The organism is Saccharopolyspora antiqui (genome assembly GCF_052246905.1).
GTDB lineage: Bacteria > Actinomycetota > Actinomycetes > Mycobacteriales > Pseudonocardiaceae > Saccharopolyspora.
In genome coordinates this window covers 390,255-408,155 of sequence record NZ_JBQQBO010000002.1, presented here as the reverse complement: position 1 = coordinate 408,155, position 17,901 = coordinate 390,255, and the positions used below count along the sequence as shown (strand labels likewise).

The window sequence follows — 17,901 nt, the reverse complement described above, 5'->3', positions numbered from 1 at the left end:
AGATTGGCTAGCCTGCTGCGTGTGCTTCCGAGTGCCCGCGGTTCCGCCGCCCTGCTCCGCACGAAAATCACTTTTCGCGCGGCTGTTTGCGCATTCGTCGCCGGGTTCGCGCTGACGACCGGCGGCACCGCCGCGGCCCAGCCACCCCCGGTCTGCCCGAACGCCGCTCCGCCGCCCGCGGTGGACACCTCCGAGGTGCCCGCGCCGGGCGCACCGGTTCCCGGGCCGGTGCCGGTCCCGGAGACCCCTGTTGGCGGTGACCGGATGGCTGAGTGCGGGGTGATCAGCGCGCCGGGACTGCCGCAGCCGCCCGGCGAGGTGACCGCCGCCAGCTGGGTGCTGGCCGACCTCGACAGCGGCGCGGTGCTCGCGGCGAAGGATCCGCACGCCCGGCACCGTCCGGCGTCCACGATCAAGGTGCTCACCGCGCTCACCGCGCTCCGCGAGCTGCGCCTGGATGACACGATCGTGGCCACCCAGGACGACGCCAACCAGGAAGGCAGCCGGGTCGGCCTGAGCCCGGGCGTCACCTACAGCGTGCAGCAGGTGCTGACCGGCCTGATCATGCAGTCCGGCAACGACGCCGCGCACGCGCTCGCCATGAAGATGGGTGGGATGGGCGTCGCGATCGACAAGATGAACGCGCTGGCCACCGAGCTCGGCGCGCTGGACACCCGCACCGCGACACCGTCCGGCTTGGACGGTCCGGGCATGAGCACCTCGGCGTACGACCTGGCGGCGATCTTCCGCGCGGCGATGCACGAACCGGCGTTCGCCGCGATCATCGGGACCCGCAACACCGTGCTGCCCGGTGCGCCCGGCGGCCCGCCGCTGGAGGTCTGGAGCGACAACCAGGTCCTGCTCGGCTATCCGGGCGGGCTGGGCGGCAAGACCGGGTTCACCGACGACGCGCGGCACACGTTCATCGGTGCCGCGGAACGCGACGGGCACCGGCTGGTCGCGGTGCTGATGCGCGGTGAGAACCAGCCGATCCGGTTGTCCGCGCAGGCCATGCGGCTGCTGGACTACGGATTCGGACTCAGCGGGTTCGGGCTCAGCGGCTCCGGACTCAGCGCCGCACCGGTCGGCGAGCTGGTCACCACGTCGCCGCGGCCGCCCACCGTCGACAGCTCGCCGCAGCCGCAGGCGAACTCGCCCGAAGCCGGACAACCGGAGAGCTCGTCGATGTTCGGCACGGTCGGCGGCCCGCTGGCCCTGCTCGCAGTGGCCGCGGCCGCCGTGATCAGCGTCCTGGCGCGTCGGCAACACCGCGCGAAGCTGGCCGCTGCCGCGCGTCGCGAGCAGGACAAAAAAGACCACCCCTGATCGAATCCAATACCCAACGCGGTGCTCGGCGTGGTTCAATTTGTTAACGGACCAGTATCGTTAACAAATGGAGTAGCCATGGACTCGACGAGTGTCCTGGTGGTGGGTGCCGGACCTGCCGGGCTGGCGCTGGCCTGCGGACTCCGGGGGCTCGGCGTACCGGTGCGCGTGATCGACCAGGCAGCCGGACCGGCGACCACCTCGCGGGCGAACATCCTGCACGGTCGCGGTGTCGAGGTGCTGAACCGACTGGGCGCCCTCGGCGATCTGCGGGACCGCGCGCAGCACGCCATCCGGATCAGCTACTACGTCGCCAACAAGCGGTTGGCAACGGTGAGCTTCGGCAAGATCGAGGGCAAGCAGCTCGTGGCGCTGCTGGTGTCGCAGGCCGAGATCGAGGCGGTGCTGCGAAAGCGGCTCACCGAACTCGGCGGCACGGTCGAGTGGGGCCGGGAACTCACCGGCCTGGCGCAGCGGCCCGACGGCGTCACCGCGACGCTCCAGGACGGCGAGTTGAGCGCGGACTACCTGGTGGGCTGCGACGGCGCGCACTCCACGGTCCGCAAGCTCAGCGGGATCGGTTTCCCCGGCGTCCCGCTCGTCGACCAGTGGTTGCTCGCCGATGTGCGCGCGGACTGGGAGCTGGACCGCACCGGTTCGTCCGGTTGGTTCCACCGGGACGGGTTGTTCTTCGCGATGCCGATGCGCAGCGCCGAGAACGACACCTGGCGGCTGATGGCCGACGTCCGACCGACCGATGGGGAACAACCGGATGTCATCGACCAGCTCCAGCAGCTGCTGCCCGAACGCACCGGCCAGACCGACGCGAAGATCCGCGACGTGGCCTGGACATCGACCTTCCGCATCCACCGCCGACTCGCCGACCGCTACCGGGACGGACGCATCCTGCTGGTCGGCGATGCCGCGCACATCCACAGCCCGTTCGGCGGCCAGGGCATGAACACCGGCATCGGCGACGCCGAGAACCTGGCCTGGAAACTCGCCTTGGTGGCGCAAGGCCACGCCCACGCGGCACTGCTGAACACCTACCAGGCGGAGCGCCGAGCGCTGGCCGAGGACGTCCTGCGCAACACCACGGCAAGCACCAAGTTGATGCTCGCCGACGGCGCGGTGGCCCGGATCCTGCGCGATCGACTCATCACCCCGCTGGTGAACCTCCAGGTCGTGCAGCGGCGGGTCACCTGGCTCGCATCGCAGCTGTGGGTCACCTACCGCAAGGGTCCGCTGGGCTCCGGGAAGGGCTCGCGACCCCGCCCCGGCGACCGGGTGCCCGATCTGGACTGCCGGGACGAGCACGGTCGACCGACCCGCTTGCACACCGAACTCGGCGGCAAGTGGGCACTGCTCGCACCGGCCACGACGAGCTTGGAAACCCTTGCGCCGCTTGGCGAACACGTCGTCCACCTGATTCCGGACCGGCCGTGGCGGGAGAGCTGGCTGATCCGGCCGGATGCGCATCTCGCCTGGCGGGGGACCAGCCAGCCCGCACTGGCGCAATGGCTCGAAAAGCTGCTCAGCGGCGGCCGGACGGCATGACATCTCGACGCGGGCGACCACGCGATCCCGCGGCCGACAAGGCGATCCTGCAGGCCGCGCTGGACCTGTTCGTCGAAGGCGGGGTCGAAGGCACCAGCATCGAGCAGATCGCCAAACGCGCCGGGGTCGGGAAGCTCACCGTGTACCGGCGGTGGGACTCGAAGGAAGCGGTGATCGCCGCCGCGATCGAGTTCGCCCGCGATGAGATCCCCGAACCGTCGGCAGCGGACTACCTCGACCTGCCGGTGACCGAGCTCGTCCAGCGGGCGCTGCCCGGACTCGCCGAAGCAGTCGCCAATCCGCGGCTGCGCGCGATGGTGGCCCGCGTCTTCGGTTCCAGCGTCAGCCATCCGGAGCTGCTGGAGTCCTATTGGGCGAGCTACGTCGCGCCCCGGCGGCGCCTGGTCCGCGCGCTGCTGGAACGCGCCCAGGCCGACGGGACGATCGCCGCCGATGCGGACCGGGACGTGTTGATCGACATGATGGTCGGCGGGATGCTCTTCCGCCTGCTGCGGCCGGAACCGCTGGACGTCGCCGAGGCCCGCCGGTACCTGGAATCCCTCTACCGCGCGATCGGCCTGCTCGACCGGTCGTGACGGCCGCGTTGTGCACCGACCGGCGGCCGGATGAGCGGCGCTTTCACCCGGCACAACCGGGCCGGACTCCCGCTCACCCGGCGGTACGCCGATCCGCTCGGTCGGCGTTCAGCGCTTGCGGCGCCAGGCCCAGCCGGCTACCGCGCCGAGGCCGACCAGGCCCGCCGAGGCGCGCACCCCGACCCGGTTTCGCACCTCGATGACCGGGCGGATGATCGCCGGGCCGGGCGGCTGCGGTGGCACCAGCTCCAGGTTCTCCCGCGCCGACGCGGTCCACGCGGTGACGAACAGGATGAACCGCGAGGTCAGATTGGCGAACACCAGCAGACCGAGGATCGGGCCGAAGGCCGCACCCGCCGGTGAGCTGGTCACGGAGTTCAGGTAGATCACCGCGATCTGCTTGAGGACCTCGAACCCGATCGCCGCGAACAGCGCCCCCCACACCGCGCTGCGCAGCGTCACGGGCTTGCGCGGCAGGCGCGCCAGCACCCACAGGAACACCAACCAGCTCGCCGCCAGCGACAGCACGATCGACAGCACCCGCAGCAGGATTCCCGCCGCCGGGGTGTGCTCGATCCCGACCAGTTCGAACAGCCGCTGCCCGACCCCGCCGCCGAGGGCGCTGATGCCGAACGAGACCGCTATCGCCACCCCGAGCCCGATCAGCGACACCAGGTCGGAGGCCATCCGCCGGAGCATCGACTGCTCGGCGGCCTCCTGGGTCCACTGCGCGGTCAGCGCTTCTCGCAGGTTCGTCATCCAACCGAGCCCGGAGTACAGGGCCGCGAGCAGACCGATCACCCCGACCGTTCCGGCCTGGCTGATCGCCTGGTCGACGACGCGGTTGAGCATGTCGCTCATCGCCGGGCTCGGCACCGCCGAGGTGATCGAGGTCCGCAACTGACCCAGTAGCGCAGGGTCGCCGCGCAGCACCAAACCGGCCGCCGCGAAGGCGATCATCAGCAGCGGGACCATCGCGAGCACGCTGAAGTAGGTGATCGCGGCGGCGTAGTAGTCGCCGTACCGGCTCTGGTAGCGCTGGAACGCGCGGATGAGCCGGTCCAGCCATTCGTGCTGGCGGCGCAACAGGGTCAACCGGCTCGGCTTCGCGTCCTGCTGCTGACCGGCCACGGTGCACCTCCCGCCGCAACGGCTTCCCCCGAACGGTGGCAGGCTACCCGTAGTTGATCAGCTCAGCCCATCGACGGCAGGAAGCCCACTCGATCGAAGACCGTGCGCAGCGTTTCCGCCGAAACGGCCCGGGCCCGCTCGGCACCACGGTGCAGGACCTTGTCCAGCTCGGCCGGGTCGTCGAGGTAGGCGCGGACCTTCTCCTGGAACGGGGTGACGAACTCGACCACGACCTCGCCGAGTTCCTTCTTCAGATCGCCGTACCCCCGGCCCTGGAAGGCCGCTTCCAGCTCAGCGATGGTCTTGCCGGTCAGCGCGGAGTAGATCACCAGCAGGTTGCTGATGCCCGGCTTGTTCTCGACGTCGTAGCGGATCTCGCGCTCCAGGTCGGTGACCGCGGAACGGATCTTCTTCGCCGAACGCTTGGGTTCCTCCAACAGCTCGACCACCCCGGCTGGCACCGACTTGCTCATCTTCGAGGTCGGGTCCTGGAGGTCGTAGATCTTGGCGGTCGCCTTGGGGATGTGCGCCGCGGGCACCGTGAAGGTGTTGCCGTAGCGGGAGTTGAACCGTTGCGCCAGGTTGCGGGTGAGCTCCAGGTGCTGGCGCTGGTCCTCGCCCACCGGGACCGCATCGGCCTGGTAGAGCAGGATGTCCGCGGCCTGCAGCACCGGGTAGGTGAACAGCCCGACGCTGACGTGGTCGGCCTCCTGGCGGGCGGACTTGTCCTTGAACTGGGTCATCCGACCGGCCTCGCCGAACCCGGTCAGGCACTCCAGCACCCAGCTGAGCTGGGCGTGCTCGGGGACGTGGCTCTGCACGAACAACGTCGAGCGGTCGGGGTCGATGCCGATGGCCAGCAGCTGGGCGGCCGAGAGCCTGGTGCGCTGGCGCAGCAGCTCCGGGTCCTGCGCAACGGTGATGGCGTGCAGGTCGACGACGCAGTAGAAGGCGTCGTGGTCGGCCTGCATGGCGACCCACTCCTGCAGGGCGCCCAGGTAGTTGCCGAGGTGGAACGAGTCGGCGGTTGGCTGGATGCCGGACAGCACGCGCGGCCGGGCCGCGGGCTGGTCGCCGTTCTGGGATGCGGGGTTGTCGCTGCTCACGTGTTGATTCTCGCAAGTGCCGCGACGAACGGCCGGAGTGACCTCACCGGTTCGCGTCTGCCGACTCAGCTCTTGCGCTGGTTCTCCGGCTGCACCTTCTTCTTCCGGAACACTCCCGCGACCATGCCCGCCAGCCCGAGCCCGACGGCCGTTAGACCGACCGGCGTGCTGATCTTGTCCAGCGGGCTGGCCTCCGCGAGGAGGGTCGACCCGGCGGCGCTGGCGCCGCTCGCGGTCGCCAAGAGCACAGCGGTGACCGCGGCGCCCAACGCGGAGACTCGCGTGATCACGCGAGATATTCGGCTACGCACGAGCATTGCCTCCCTACGGAAGTTGACCCTTTCGGGTCACTTACTCGTTTGAGTCCGGTGGCGGACCGTACCGACCACCCGTTACGGACGTGGTCGCTTTGCGTAAACCGGCCACGACTAAATGATCATATTTTCCTGCCCGCAACGGCTTTCAGCGGGTCTGCTGATCAACTGATCGCGCAGGCCAGCGCCCGGGATCGACGGGAGGGCCGATCCCGGCGCGAAAAGTCCGTATGATTTACGCCACACTCGATCAGGCTACGTCGGGCTGATTCCGAGCTGCACCCGACCCACTCGCCCGTAAGTGGTACTGCGCTGCCGGGCCGAACGGCCCGCTCGACCGGCCAGGTCGTGCAGTTCCTCGACCGTGCGGGCCGAGCCGTGCTCCGATCCGGCCATCCGGCTGATGGTCTCCTCCATCAGCGTTCCGCCGACGTCGTTGGCACCACCGTTCAACACCTCGGAGGTGCCCTCGTCGCCGAGCTTCACCCAGGAGCACTGGACGTTGTCGATGCGGCCGTGCAGCAGGATCCGCGCCATCGCGTGCACCGCGCGGTTGTCCCGGTGAGTCGGTCCCGGACGTGCGAGTCCGGCGAGGTAGATCGGTGCGTTGCGGTGCACGAACGGCAGCGGGACGAACTCGGTGAACCCGGCGTTGCCGTGTTCGGCCGCGGTGTCCTGGACGCCCGCCAGGGTCCGCAGGTGGCCGAGCCAGTGCTCCGGGGTGTCGACGTGGCCGTACATCATCGTCGACGAGGACGGGATGCCCAGCCGGTGCGCGGTGCTGATCACCTCGATCCACTCGGCAGCGGGCAGCTTGCCCTTGGTCAGCACCCAGCGCACCTCGTCGTCGAGGATCTCCGCCGCGGTGCCGGGAATGCTGCCCAGACCGGCTTCCTTGAGCTCCGCCAGCCAGTCCGCGATGGACACCCCGGCCTTCGCCGCGGCGCTGACGATCTCCATCGGGCTGAACGCGTGGACGTGCATCTCGGGCACCCGCCGCTTGACCGCGCGCACCAGCTCGGCGTAGCCGGACACCGGCAGTCTCGGGTCGATGCCGCCCTGCATGCACACCTCGGTGGCCCCGGCCCGCCAAGCCTCCTCGGCGCGATCGGCGACCTCCTCGGGCGAGAGCCGGTAGGCGTCCGCGTCCCGTTCGCGCTGCGCGAAGGCGCAGAACCGGCAGCCGACGTAGCAGACGTTGGAGAAGTTGATGTTGCGGTTGACCACGTAGGTGATGTCGTCGCCCACCACCTCCCGGCGCAGCCCGTCGGCGATCCCGGCGAGCGCGTCCAAGGCGGCTCCGTCGCAGGTCATCAAGGCCATCGCGGCCGAGGTGTTGGTTTCGTCGAGCAGCGCGGCGGGGTCTGTTTCGGCGATCCGGAGACCGTCGCGCACGTCGGCGTCCAGCCGCTGCGGCGCGGCGTCGGCGGGCAGTTGGTTGCGCAGTTCGTCCCAGTCTCCGTAGACGGTGTCGAAATCGCCGCGACGATCTTCGGTGCGTCCGGTGGTGTCGATGCTGCGGTGCAGATCGGTGCGGCCGATGGATTCGAAGCCGCCGTCCGGCTCCTGCCATTCGCGGCCGACGATTTCGGCGTCCGGGCGGGCCAATCCGTCCGGATCCGACAGCGCGGCGACGTGCGCGGCCACCCGCAGGTCCAGCCACTGCGTGCTGTCCCCGGCCAACCCCGCGCGCACGTAGCGCGGGTAGGCGGTCAGGCGTTCGTGCAGGCCGAACCCGCCTTCGCGGGTCTTCGCGGTGAGTTCGTCGAGCTGCGGCCAGGGCTTTTCCGGGTTCACGTGGTCCGGGGTCACCGGCGAAACGCCGCCCCAGTCGTCGATTCCGGCGCGCAGCATCAGCAGGTGCTCGTCGCCCACCAGGTTCGGCGGAGCCTGCACGCTCACCCCGGAAGGCATCAGCAGCCGTGCCACCGCGATCGTGGCGGCCAGGTCGTGCAGGTCCGCGTCGGGCATGCCGCGCATCGCGGTGTCCGGTTTGGCCCGGAAGTTCTGCACGATGATTTCCTGGATGTGCCCGTACTGGCGGGCGACGCTGCGCAGCGCGAGCAGCGATTCGGCGCGCTCGGTGCGGGTTTCGCCTATTCCGATGAGGATTCCGCTGGTGAACGGCACCGCGACGCGACCGGCATCGGCCAGCACCCGCAACCGGACGGCGGGCTGCTTGTCCGGGCTGCCGAAGTGCGGACCGCCCTTCTCGCTCCACAGCCGCTCGGCGGTGGTCTCCAGCATCATGCCCATGCTCGCCGCGACCGGCTTGAGCCTGGTCAGCTCCGACCAGCTGAGCACGCCGGGGTTGAGGTGCGGCAGCAGCCCGGTCTCCTCCAGGACCGCGATCGCGCAGGACCGCACGTAGTCCACTGTGGAGGAATAACCGCGGGCCTCCAGCCACTCCGTGGCGGCGGGCCACCGTTCTTCCGGTCGGTCGCCCAACGTGAACAGAGCTTCCTTGCAGCCCGCCGCCGCGCCCTGCCGGGCGATCTCCAACACCTCGTCGCGTTCCAGGTACGCGGACGGCACGCGGTGCGGCACGGTCGCGAAAGTGCAGTAGTGGCAGCGATCCCGGCACAACCGGGTGAGCGGAATGAACACGTTCCGGCTGTAGGTGACCATCCCTTCGTGGCCCTCGGCAACCAGGTGCGCATCCCGGGCACGACCCGCCGCGGTAAGCAGTTTCTCCAGGTCATCGCCGCGAGCGTGCAGCAGCACCGCAGCTTCGGCGGCGTCCAGCGAGACACCGTCGGTGGCGCGGCGCAGCGCGCGGCGCATCGCCGATGCGCTCGGGGTGGGCTCCGGCGGGGCGAGGTTCAGATCTGCAACCGACACCTAACGACTCTAAGTCGCAAAAGGCGTGCTGCCCAGCCACCATCAACGTGCTGCGCACCTCACTCCCACCATTTGAATTACTCCGTTTCGCCCTACCCGCGATCACCGGTTCAGGCGCAAAATCCGACGACTAACACTGGGTGATTTGCACTTTGTCTCCATGGGAGGGACACGTGTCAGGCACTAGAACACGCGGCCGCGCGGTGCGCATCGCCGGTTCGGCGCTCGCGTTGGCGCTGCTGGTACCCGCCAGCGTTGTCAGCGCCGCCGAACCCGCGCCTGCCGCCACCGCCGTACCAGCGCACTTCGTCGTGCTGGGCCCGACGGGGGACGGTCTGCAGCAGACCGAGGAGTCGGTGCGCGGCGTCGGCGGCACCGTGGTGCAGAGCTGGCCGCAGATCGGGGTGGTCATCGCGACCTCGACCGACCCCGGATTCGCCGCCGCGGTGCGCACGCAACCCGCCGTGGAGCAGGCCGGGGCCAGCCGCAATCTCGCCGAGCAGTTACCGCCCGCTCAATCGCAGCGGCTGGAGGCGTTGGAAGGCAAGGTCGAGACCACCGCGCTGGCTGCCGCGGCGGGTCAGGAACCGCTGGAGCCCGAGCAGTGGGACCTGCCGCAGATCAAGGCCGACCAGGCGAGCGCGATCTCGCAGGGCAGCAAGGACATCACGGTCGGCGTGCTGGACTACGGCATCGACCCGACGCACCCCGACCTGCAGCCGAACCTGGACGTTTCCAAGTCGGTGAGCTGCGTGAACGAGGGAGTTCCGGACACCAGGCAGGAAGCCTGGCAGCCGCAGGACCCGACGCAGGACCACGGCACGCACGTCGCGGGCACCATCGCCGCCGCGCGCAACGGCATCGGCGTGGCCGGGGTCGCCCCGAACGTCGCGCTGGCGTCGGTGCGGGTCATCGACGACAACGGCTTCATCTACCCGGAGTACGCGGTCTGCGGCTTCATCTGGGCGGCTGAGCACGGCTTCGACGTCACCAACAACTCGTACTTCGTCGACCCCTGGTACCTGTGGTGCGACAGCGACCCGGACCAGAAGGCCGGTGCCGAGGCGGTGCGCCGCGCCGTCGCGTACGCCGCGGGCAAGGACGTCGCGACCGTGGTGTCGGCGGGCAACAGCAACTGGGACCTGTCCAAGCCGATCCGCGACACCAACAGCCCGAACAACGGTGGCCCGCTCCAGGACCGCCAGACCGGACACGACTGCCACATCCTGCCTGGTGAACTGCCCGGTGTGGTCTCGGTTTCCGCGGTTGGCGTGCAGGCGGTGAAGTCGTACTACTCCAACTACGGGCTGGGAACCGTCACGGTCACCGCACCGGGTGGCGATGCCCGGCAGATCCCGCCGACGCCGTCGGGCAACGGCCGGGTGCTGTCCTCGGTGCCCGGTGGCGGCTGGGGCTGGATGCAGGGCACCTCGATGGCCGGGCCGCACGCGGCGGGCGTGGTCGCGCTGCTGCGCAGCACGCACCCGGACTGGAGTGCCCAGCAGGTGATCGGCGCGCTGACCAACGAGGCCGATGCGCTGGCCTGCCCCGAGCACTACGACCCGGATGGCGACGGCAAGCCCGACGCGGTCTGCGCTGGCGGCAACCGCGGTGCGGGCTTCTACGGAGCGGGCCTGATCGACGCCCTCGACGCAGTGAGCTGATCGCCACCCGTACGAGTGGTAGGTGAAGGGCACCTTTCACCAAGTTACTTGGCGAAAGGTGCCCTTCACCTCGTCCGATTTGCCTGGGCCGGGAGGCCGCAGGACGCTCTGGGCGATGGGGTTGTCGCCGGGAGTGAGGCGGGGTCGTGGGTGATTCGGAGACCTTCCTGATCGTCGGCGCCGGGATGGCCGGCGCCAAGGGCGCGCAGGCGCTGCGCGATCTGGGGTTCGACGGGCGCATCGCGCTCCTCGGGGACGAGCCGCATCGCCCGTACGAGCGACCACCGCTGTCCAAGGGCTATCTCATGGGCAACGCCGGATTCGACAGCGCGTACGTGCACGACGAGGCCTGGTACGTGGAAAACCGGGTCGATCTGCAACTGGGGGTGTCGGTGCGGCGGATCGACCGGGCTTTGCGGCAGGTCGAGCTCTCCGACAACAGCCGACTCGACTTCGACAAGCTGATGCTCACCACCGGTGCCAACCCCCGTTCGCTGCCGGTCCCGGGCATCAACGCGGACGGCGTTCTGTACCTGCGCCGGGTCGAGGACTGCGACCGGATCAAGCAGACCTTGACCGACATCGAGCGGCTCGTGGTGGTCGGCGCGGGCTGGATCGGTCTGGAGGTCACCGCGGCGGCGCGCGAGGCGGGCGTGGCGGTGACCGTCGTCGAGACCACCGAACTGCCGCTGCTGCGGGTGCTGGGTCCGGAGGTGGCCGAGGTTTTCGCCGCGCTGCACCGGGAGCACGGCGTCGACTTCCGCTTCGGCGCCCTGGTCAGCGAGATCGTCACCGCCGACGGCAGGGCGACCGGGGTCCGGTTGCGCGACGGTACCGAGATCCCGGCCGATGCGGTGCTGATCGCGGTCGGTGTGGACCCGGAGGTCGCACTCGCCCAACAGGCCGGGCTGCGGGTGGAAAACGGCATCCTCGTCGACGCGTCGCTGCGCACCTGCGACCCCAACATCGTCGCAGCCGGTGATGTCGCCAACGCGTTCCACCCGTTGCTGGGCAAGCAGATCCGGGTGGAGCACTGGGCGAACGCGCTCAACCAGCCGAACACCGCGGCGGCGGCGATGCTGGGGCGCGACAGCAAGTACGCGGAACTGCCGTACTTCTTCACCGACCAGTACGACCTGGGCATGGAATACCTCGGCCACGTCGAGCCGGGCGGCTACGACCAGGTGGTGTTCCGCGGCGATGTGGCGGCCCGCGAGTTCATCGCGTTCTGGCTGGCCGAAGGTCGAGTGCTGGCGGGCATGAACGTCAACATCTGGGACGTGACCGACCAGATCAAAACCCTGATCACCTCGGGAACCACGGTCGACCCGACGATCCTCGCCGACCCCGACACGCCGCTGAACGAACTGATCGCCCGCTGACCTTTGTTCCACGATCGTGTGTTGTATACTCACAACGGGGCTCGGCACACTGGTTACATGATCAGCAGTGGACGACACCCCAAGAAACCGATCGCCGACGCGATCAAACGCGCCGAGGCGGACGGCTTCATAGTCCGGGAACGACACAAGGGGCATCGCTGGGGCGTCATCATCTGCGTGCAGTGCAAAGGACGGATATCCGTCTGGTGCGCACCAAGAGTGCCGGAAAACGACGCCGCGAAGATCAACAAGTTCCGTGACCGACACCAGGAGTGCTCATGAGCAGCCACGAGTTCACACTGATCCTTGATCAGACCCCGGACGAAGAGGGACACGATGCGCTGTTCGAAGCCGGTTGCGACGACGCCGTCGTAGAAATTCGCAACGGCATCGCATTGCTCGACTTCACCCGGGAGTCCTCGACTCTTGCGCATGCGCTCGTCACCGCGATCCAGGACTGCGAACGAGCAGGATTCCGCGTCGAAGGGGTGCAGACCGACGACCTGGTGCCGCTGCGCACCATCGCGGACCGGCTGGGGCGAAGCTACGAGAGCGTCCGGTTGCTGGCGACCGCCCGTCGAGGTCCGGGCGGATTCCCGGCCCCGCTGTCCAACGAGGGGTGGGCCCTGTATTCCTGGTCGCAGGTGGCCGACTGGTCGACCCGGCACCTCGACGCGCGCCAGTCGGTGGACGCCTTCGAGATCGAGATCGCCGCGACCGATCACATCGTCCGGGCGCGGAACATGTTGCGGGACAACGCCGAGCGCGCCGAACTGTCGCGGCTGCTGACCGCTTGATCGTCAGGTGGCCAGGGAGCGGTTCACGAAGTTGGCGATCAGGTCGTCGATGTCGAAGGGGGCCAGGACTTCGGGCACCGTCAGGTGTTCCACGATGAGGCCGGTCATCGCGTAGTAGAGCAGCACGGTCGTCATGTCGTCGCCGGGGATTCCCGACTCGCGGCGGCCTTCGATGTTCATGTTCAGGTTCGCGCGCAGGGTTTCGGTGAGTGCCGCTTGGAGTTCCGGGCGCCGGGTCGCCTCCAGGCGGAGTTCCAGCAGCGCCAGCCAGCCGGTCCGGTCGTCCGAGATGTGCTGGAACAGCGCCCGCATCAGTTCGGTGAGCAGTTCTGGTGACGGTGGCAGCTGGGCCGATTCCAGCCGGGCGGGGTCGAGGGTCAACCGCTGGTGGATGTGCGCACCGACCTGGTTGAGCAGTTCGTCCCGGTTGGCGAAGTAGTTCGACGCGGTCCCCTTCGGCACTCCGGCCTCGGCGTCGACGGCGCGGAAGGTCAGGCCGCGCGCGCCGTCGCGCGCCAGCACTTCGATGGCCGCGTCGACCAGTGCCGTTCGCCTGGCGGGGTTCTGCACCATCAGCCCTCCTCAAAAAGGAGCTTGCAACCACTACGGACATAGTACTACATTTGAAGCACTACAGGCAGAGTGGTCATCGGGAGGCGCGCATGCAGGTCTTCACCAGCGGCGTAATGCATCTGACCTACACCAAGCGGTAGACCAACACGGCTACGAGGAGATTTCTTGCGCAAGCTCACCTACTGCGTTGCCGCGACGATCGACGGCTACATCGCCGCGCCCGACGGATCAGACCCGAGCACCAGCGGACTCATGGTGCCCGACGCAGACTACCTGCCGTCGCTGTTGGCCGAGTTCCCGGAGATCATCCCGACGCACGTCCACGAAGCGCTCGGGATCACTGATGCCGAGCACAAACACTTCGACACCGTCGTCGAAGGGCGCAATTCCTACGAACTCGGGCTGCGGGCAGGTATTTCCAACGCGTACTCCCATCTGCGGCACTACGTCTTCTCCGGAACTATGACCGAAAGCCCGGACCCCGGCGTGCAACTCGTCGCGACCGATCCGATCGAGAAGATCCGCGAACTCAAAGCCGAAGCGGGCAAGAAGATCTGGCTGGTCGGTGGCGCCAAACTGGCGGCAGCGCTTCGCCCCGAGATCGACGAACTGATCATCAAGAGCTACCCGGTGGTCGCCGGGGCGGGAATCCCGCTCTTCGACGGCGAATTCGCACCCCAGCAGTACGACCTCACCAACACCCAGGTCTTCACCAGCGGCATCATGCATCTGACCTACACCAAGCGCTGACCCGACCGAGGCCAACGTCAGCGCAGAGCGCACCGATCACGGTGCCACTGATCCATCTCGCCAAACCCCCAAGGGCTGCCCACAACTACTCGTCAAGCAGAAATCGAAGAACTCGATCCAGTTCAGGGAGTTTCTCAGTGAGAACTTGCCAGACCAGAGCGTCGTCAACCGTCGCGTATCCGTGAATCAGAATGTTACGGAAAGCGACGATTCTCCCGAGCTCCGGGATTTGCGCGGCGAGTTTCGCGTCAGCCTTGGAAAGTTGGTTCAACGCCTCACCGATGATCTCGAACTGGCGTTCAACAGCAGACCTCAGCATCGCGTCAGCCTGGTAATCAGCAAAAGTCTTTCCGCTGTGGAACCCGCGAAGCAGATCAGCAGCGGCGACGGCATCCCAAAGGTACGTCCGGGGGTCAGGCGGCATAGAGGAGTTCCCTGGTGTCCAGGACCTGTCGCTTGAAATACGGATTGCGGATGCTGGACACACTCACGATGTCGACTGGACGATCCAGGATTCGTTCAAGCCCTTCCTTCAGACCGAAGTAGCTGCCGAAGTAGTCGAAGCCCGGACCCGTGTCGAACTCGACGAGCACATCAACATCGCTGGTCTCGACGTCGAACGTGTCCCCCACAGCGGAGCCGAAAAGATCAAGACGGCGCACCGACAGCGATCGGCACAGCTCCTCGATCTCATGCCGCTTCTCCGCGACGATCGCGTGCATGGTCGCCACCTCCTATCTGGATTCTGCCTGATCGGAGTCGGTACGTCACAGTGACTTGGCGACGACCGGACCAGCGGAGGTCGTAAGTCGGCGCCTTCTCCGCCCATGCGTCGGTGGCTCGCTCCGGCAGGCCGAGCGAACTGACAACAAGGTCGATTCGCCAGCCCATCAGCCCAGCCCATCAGCTCTGTCGATCGGCTGGATGGCCGACGCCGAGCAGTGCCAGCGGGCGCTGACCGGATGGGGTCAGTAGTCGAACACAGCCGTCACCGGTGCGTGATCCGACCAGCGCTGGTCGTAGCTCGGGGCCTTCTCCACGAAGGCTTCCGCGCAAAGCTCCGCCAGGCCGGGCGAACTGACAATTAGGTCGATGCGCCAGCCCGAGTCGTTGTCGAAGGCTTTGCCTCGGTAGGACCACCAGGAGTACGGGCCGGGGCCTTCCGGGTGCAGGCGGCGGACCACGTCCGCGTAGCCGCTTGCGAAGACCTCGCTGAGCCAGGCCCGCTCTTCTGGCAGGAAGCCCGCTTCCTTCCGGTTCGCCTTCCAGTTCTTCAGGTCGATCTCCTGGTGCGCGATGTTCCAGTCGCCGCACACCAGCACCTCCCGGCCCTCCGCCGCGGCGCGCTCGCGGAGTTCACCGAGATATGTCAGGAACTCCTTCATGAAGCGTTCCTTCTCGTCCTGGCGCGAAGTGCCGACATCGCCGCTGGGCAGGTACAGGCTCGCGATCACGACTCCGGGCAGGTCGATCTCCGCGTACCGGCCGCTCTCGTCGAACTCCGCGGAGCCGAAGCCGGTGCGCACCGCCGACGGTTCGACGCGGCTGTAGATCGCCACCCCGGCGCGCCCCTTCGCCGCGCTCGGGGCGAGCACTGCGTGCCAGCCTGCGGGCTCACGGACCTCGGGTGCGAGTTGGTCGGGTTCCGCGCGGGTCTCCTGCAGGCAGATCACGTCGGCTTCGGTGGCGGCGAGCCACTCCACGAAGCCCTTCTTGGCGGCGGCGCGCAGGCCGTTGACGTTCACGGTCGACACAGTCAGCACGCCAGAAAGGGTAACCACCCAACCCGACGGCCGGAGCCCCCGCGTGGCGGTCAGGCCAGCCAGAAGGCCTCGCGGGTCCGGCGCCGACGGTCGCGGCGGCGGATGGACCTCGGCCCCGCCGGGCGTTGCCACAGCCACATGCACACCCGTGCGCCGCCGAGGCTGGAGCGGTCCACCGCGAGCCGACCGCCGGTGGATTCGGCGACCCGGCGGGCGATGTCCAGGCCCAGACCGGTCGATCCGGCGCTGCTGCGCCCGCGCTGCACCGCACCGGAGCGCTCCGCCACACCTGGCCCGGCGTCCTCCACGATCACACCCACCACACCGTCGTTGCGCTGCAACGACACCACGAACTCGGTCTGCTCCGGGGTGTGCCGGAAGACGTTGCCCACCACGGCATCCACCGAGGCGGCGAGTTCCGCGCTCGGCACCGGGACATAGACCTCGCCTTCCGCTCCGCGCAGGGACCACGCCCGCTGCTGGTCCTCGGCCAGCGCCGACCAGAACTCCAGCCGCTGCCGCAGCAGCGCCGCGGCGTCGCACTCAGCCTCCTCGCCTGGGCCGGACCGCCGGGCGCTGGTGATCACCAGGTCCACCTCCCGCTCCAGCCGGTCGATGGCCAACCTGGTCTGCTCGGCGGCCTGGTCGTAGCCCAGCGCTTCGGCGTTGAGCCGCAACGCGGTGAGCGGGGTGCGCAGCCGATGCGAGAGATCCGCCGCCATCTCCCGTTCGGCGGCCAGCAGTTGGCGGACCCGGTCGGCCATGGTGTTGAACGCCTGACCGGCTTCCACCAGCTCGGGCGGCCCGCTGGGGTGCACGCGGACGCTGAGGTCGCCCGCGCCGAGTGCCGAGGAGGCGTCCGCGAGCCGGATCGTCGCGCGCACCACGCGGGCGGCGAGCCGATCGGCTACCAGCAGCGATCCGATGACCAGGATCAGTCCGACGGCACCGAGCACCAGCCAGGACCGCAGCACACCGCGGGTCTGTTCCGCGGCGGGCACGAACACCTCCGCGAGCGCAGTGCGACCGCCGTCCAGCGCGATCGGCTGCACGAACGCCGAACCGCCTGGTACTTCGACGGTGGAGGTGCGCACCTCGGCCATCGCCAGGTGCACCTCACCGGCCCCGACCCGGGTTTCGCCGACCACCCCGCCGTCGGGCAGGTACACCGCGAGCCATCCGGCCTGCCCCGCGTGGGTGCTGGCGATCGCTTTCCCGACCAGCGCGTGATCGGTCGTGGTGGCGAGCACCGGCGCCAGCGCCACGGCCTGCCGCTCGGCATCGGACATCGCCTGGTCGCGGGCCATCTCCTTGATCATCAGCCCGAGCGGGATCAGGAAGGCCAGCGCGACCATCGAGGTCACCGCCAGCGCCACCAGGACGATCGTGCGTCTCATTCCGGTTCCACGAGCTTGACGCCGACACCGCGCACGGTGTGCAGGTAGCGGGGATCGGCGGCGCTTTCACCGAGTTTGCGCCGCAGCCAGGACAGGTGGACGTCGATGGTCTGGTCGTCGCCGTAGGACTGCCGCCAGACCTGGGCGAGCAGCTCGCGGCGCGGCACCACCCGGCCCGGTCGGGCGGCGAGGTAGGCGAGCAGGTCGAACTCGCGCCGGGTCAGCTCCAGCTCGGCACCGTCCAGCACCGCCACCCTGCTGTCGGTGTCGATGCGCAGTCCGCCGACCTCGACCAGTTGGGCGGGCTGCGCGCCGCGGGCCCGCCGCAGCACCGCTTCGATGCGGGCGTTGAGGTGTTCGCTGGAGAACGGCTTGACGACGTAGTCGTCCGCGCCCGCGCGCAGCAGGCGAACGATCTCGCTCTCGTCGTCGCGAGCGGTGGCCACGATGGTCGGCACGTTGGAGACGCCGCGGATCATCTTCAACGTCTCGCCGCCGTCGAGGTCGGGCAACCCGAGATCGAGGATGATGACATCCGGTGGGTGCTCGGCTACTTCCCGCAGCGACGCCAGCGCGGTCCCGACGCTGCGCACCACCCAATCGCGTGCGGTCAGGTCGCGGATCATCGCCGCCCGCACAACCGGATCGTCCTCGACAACCAGAACCACAGCCATGGCGGGGACGATACGGGCAGCGTGAGAGTT

The 17,901-nt window shown here is 68.7% G+C and carries 18 protein-coding genes; 8 read left to right on the top strand and 10 right to left on the bottom strand.

From position 1 onward, the window contains the following. Positions 1-21: 21 nt before the first annotated feature. The 3 genes from ACTWQN_RS06460 to ACTWQN_RS06450 all read left to right on the top strand — a co-directional run bounded on the left by ACTWQN_RS06460 (position 22) and on the right by ACTWQN_RS06450 (position 3,479). Complete coding sequence (locus ACTWQN_RS06460) at positions 22-1,326, top strand: D-alanyl-D-alanine carboxypeptidase family protein (protein ID WP_443202388.1); 1,305 nt, start codon at positions 22-24, stop codon at positions 1,324-1,326. Between the two features lie 78 nt (positions 1,327-1,404). Continuing rightward, positions 1,405-2,883, top strand: a complete 1,479-nt coding sequence (locus ACTWQN_RS06455; RefSeq protein WP_443202387.1) for an FAD-dependent monooxygenase — start codon at positions 1,405-1,407, stop codon at positions 2,881-2,883. Then, positions 2,880-3,479, top strand: a complete 600-nt coding sequence (locus ACTWQN_RS06450; RefSeq protein ID WP_443202386.1) for a TetR/AcrR family transcriptional regulator — start codon at positions 2,880-2,882, stop codon at positions 3,477-3,479. Before ACTWQN_RS06455 ends, ACTWQN_RS06450 begins: the two co-directional genes overlap by 4 nt. Before the next feature lie 108 nt (positions 3,480-3,587). Here ACTWQN_RS06450 and yhjD read toward each other — a convergent pair whose 3' ends face one another. The 4 genes from yhjD to ACTWQN_RS06430 form a co-directional block, all read right to left on the bottom strand. Next, positions 3,588-4,610 (bottom strand): inner membrane protein YhjD, encoded by a 1,023-nt coding sequence (gene yhjD / locus ACTWQN_RS06445; protein ID WP_443202385.1) that lies wholly within the window; start codon positions 4,608-4,610, stop codon positions 3,588-3,590. 62 nt (positions 4,611-4,672) lie between these two features. After that, positions 4,673-5,716, bottom strand: a complete 1,044-nt coding sequence (gene trpS, locus ACTWQN_RS06440) for a tryptophan--tRNA ligase (RefSeq protein WP_443202384.1) — start codon at positions 5,714-5,716, stop codon at positions 4,673-4,675. A 65-nt stretch (positions 5,717-5,781) separates the two neighbouring features. Then, on the bottom strand, positions 5,782-6,006 hold the full coding sequence (locus ACTWQN_RS06435; protein ID WP_443202383.1) for a hypothetical protein: 225 nt from the start codon (positions 6,004-6,006) through the stop codon (positions 5,782-5,784). Between the two features lie 279 nt (positions 6,007-6,285). Continuing rightward, complete coding sequence (locus ACTWQN_RS06430) at positions 6,286-8,871, bottom strand: bifunctional FO biosynthesis protein CofGH (RefSeq protein WP_443202382.1); 2,586 nt, start codon at positions 8,869-8,871, stop codon at positions 6,286-6,288. A 173-nt stretch (positions 8,872-9,044) separates the two neighbouring features. On the opposite strand from ACTWQN_RS06430, the gene ACTWQN_RS06425 reads away from it, so the two are divergent. The 4 genes from ACTWQN_RS06425 to ACTWQN_RS06410 all read left to right on the top strand — a co-directional run bounded on the left by ACTWQN_RS06425 (position 9,045) and on the right by ACTWQN_RS06410 (position 12,714). Then, positions 9,045-10,535 (top strand): S8 family peptidase, encoded by a 1,491-nt coding sequence (locus ACTWQN_RS06425; RefSeq protein ID WP_443202381.1) that lies wholly within the window; start codon positions 9,045-9,047, stop codon positions 10,533-10,535. 146 nt (positions 10,536-10,681) lie between these two features. Continuing rightward, complete coding sequence (locus ACTWQN_RS06420) at positions 10,682-11,917, top strand: NAD(P)/FAD-dependent oxidoreductase (RefSeq protein ID WP_443202380.1); 1,236 nt, start codon at positions 10,682-10,684, stop codon at positions 11,915-11,917. 57 nt (positions 11,918-11,974) lie between these two features. Beyond that, positions 11,975-12,199 (top strand): hypothetical protein, encoded by a 225-nt coding sequence (locus ACTWQN_RS06415; protein ID WP_443202379.1) that lies wholly within the window; start codon positions 11,975-11,977, stop codon positions 12,197-12,199. Beyond that, on the top strand, positions 12,196-12,714 hold the full coding sequence (locus ACTWQN_RS06410; RefSeq protein WP_443202378.1) for a hypothetical protein: 519 nt from the start codon (positions 12,196-12,198) through the stop codon (positions 12,712-12,714). The genes ACTWQN_RS06415 and ACTWQN_RS06410 overlap by 4 nt, the downstream gene beginning before the upstream one ends. A 3-nt stretch (positions 12,715-12,717) precedes the next feature. Here the strand turns inward: ACTWQN_RS06410 and ACTWQN_RS06405 are convergent, their stop codons facing one another. Next, positions 12,718-13,287, bottom strand: a complete 570-nt coding sequence (locus ACTWQN_RS06405) for a TetR/AcrR family transcriptional regulator (RefSeq protein WP_443202377.1) — start codon at positions 13,285-13,287, stop codon at positions 12,718-12,720. Positions 13,288-13,452: 165 nt separating this feature from the next. On the opposite strand from ACTWQN_RS06405, the gene ACTWQN_RS06400 reads away from it, so the two are divergent. Next, the gene (locus ACTWQN_RS06400) at positions 13,453-14,037 is read left to right on the top strand and encodes a dihydrofolate reductase family protein (protein ID WP_443202376.1); all 585 of its coding nucleotides are present in this window, start codon (positions 13,453-13,455) and stop codon (positions 14,035-14,037) included. A gap of 85 nt (positions 14,038-14,122) precedes the next feature. Here the strand turns inward: ACTWQN_RS06400 and ACTWQN_RS06395 are convergent, their stop codons facing one another. The 5 genes from ACTWQN_RS06395 to ACTWQN_RS06375 form a co-directional block, all read right to left on the bottom strand. Further along, positions 14,123-14,461 (bottom strand): HepT-like ribonuclease domain-containing protein, encoded by a 339-nt coding sequence (locus ACTWQN_RS06395; RefSeq protein WP_443202375.1) that lies wholly within the window; start codon positions 14,459-14,461, stop codon positions 14,123-14,125. Beyond that, a complete protein-coding gene (locus tag ACTWQN_RS06390) occupies positions 14,451-14,759 on the bottom strand; it encodes a nucleotidyltransferase family protein (protein WP_443202374.1) in 309 nt (102 codons plus the stop codon). Before ACTWQN_RS06390 ends, ACTWQN_RS06395 begins: the two co-directional genes overlap by 11 nt. 246 nt (positions 14,760-15,005) lie before the next feature. Beyond that, the gene (locus ACTWQN_RS06385; RefSeq protein ID WP_443202373.1) at positions 15,006-15,800 is read right to left on the bottom strand and encodes an exodeoxyribonuclease III; all 795 of its coding nucleotides are present in this window, start codon (positions 15,798-15,800) and stop codon (positions 15,006-15,008) included. Between the two features lie 50 nt (positions 15,801-15,850). Beyond that, complete coding sequence (locus ACTWQN_RS06380) at positions 15,851-17,197, bottom strand: ATP-binding protein (RefSeq protein ID WP_443202372.1); 1,347 nt, start codon at positions 17,195-17,197, stop codon at positions 15,851-15,853. Continuing rightward, positions 17,194-17,871, bottom strand: coding sequence for a response regulator transcription factor (locus tag ACTWQN_RS06375; protein ID WP_443202371.1), 678 nt, complete (start codon positions 17,869-17,871; stop codon positions 17,194-17,196). The genes ACTWQN_RS06380 and ACTWQN_RS06375 overlap by 4 nt, the downstream gene beginning before the upstream one ends. Positions 17,872-17,901 lie beyond the last annotated feature (30 nt).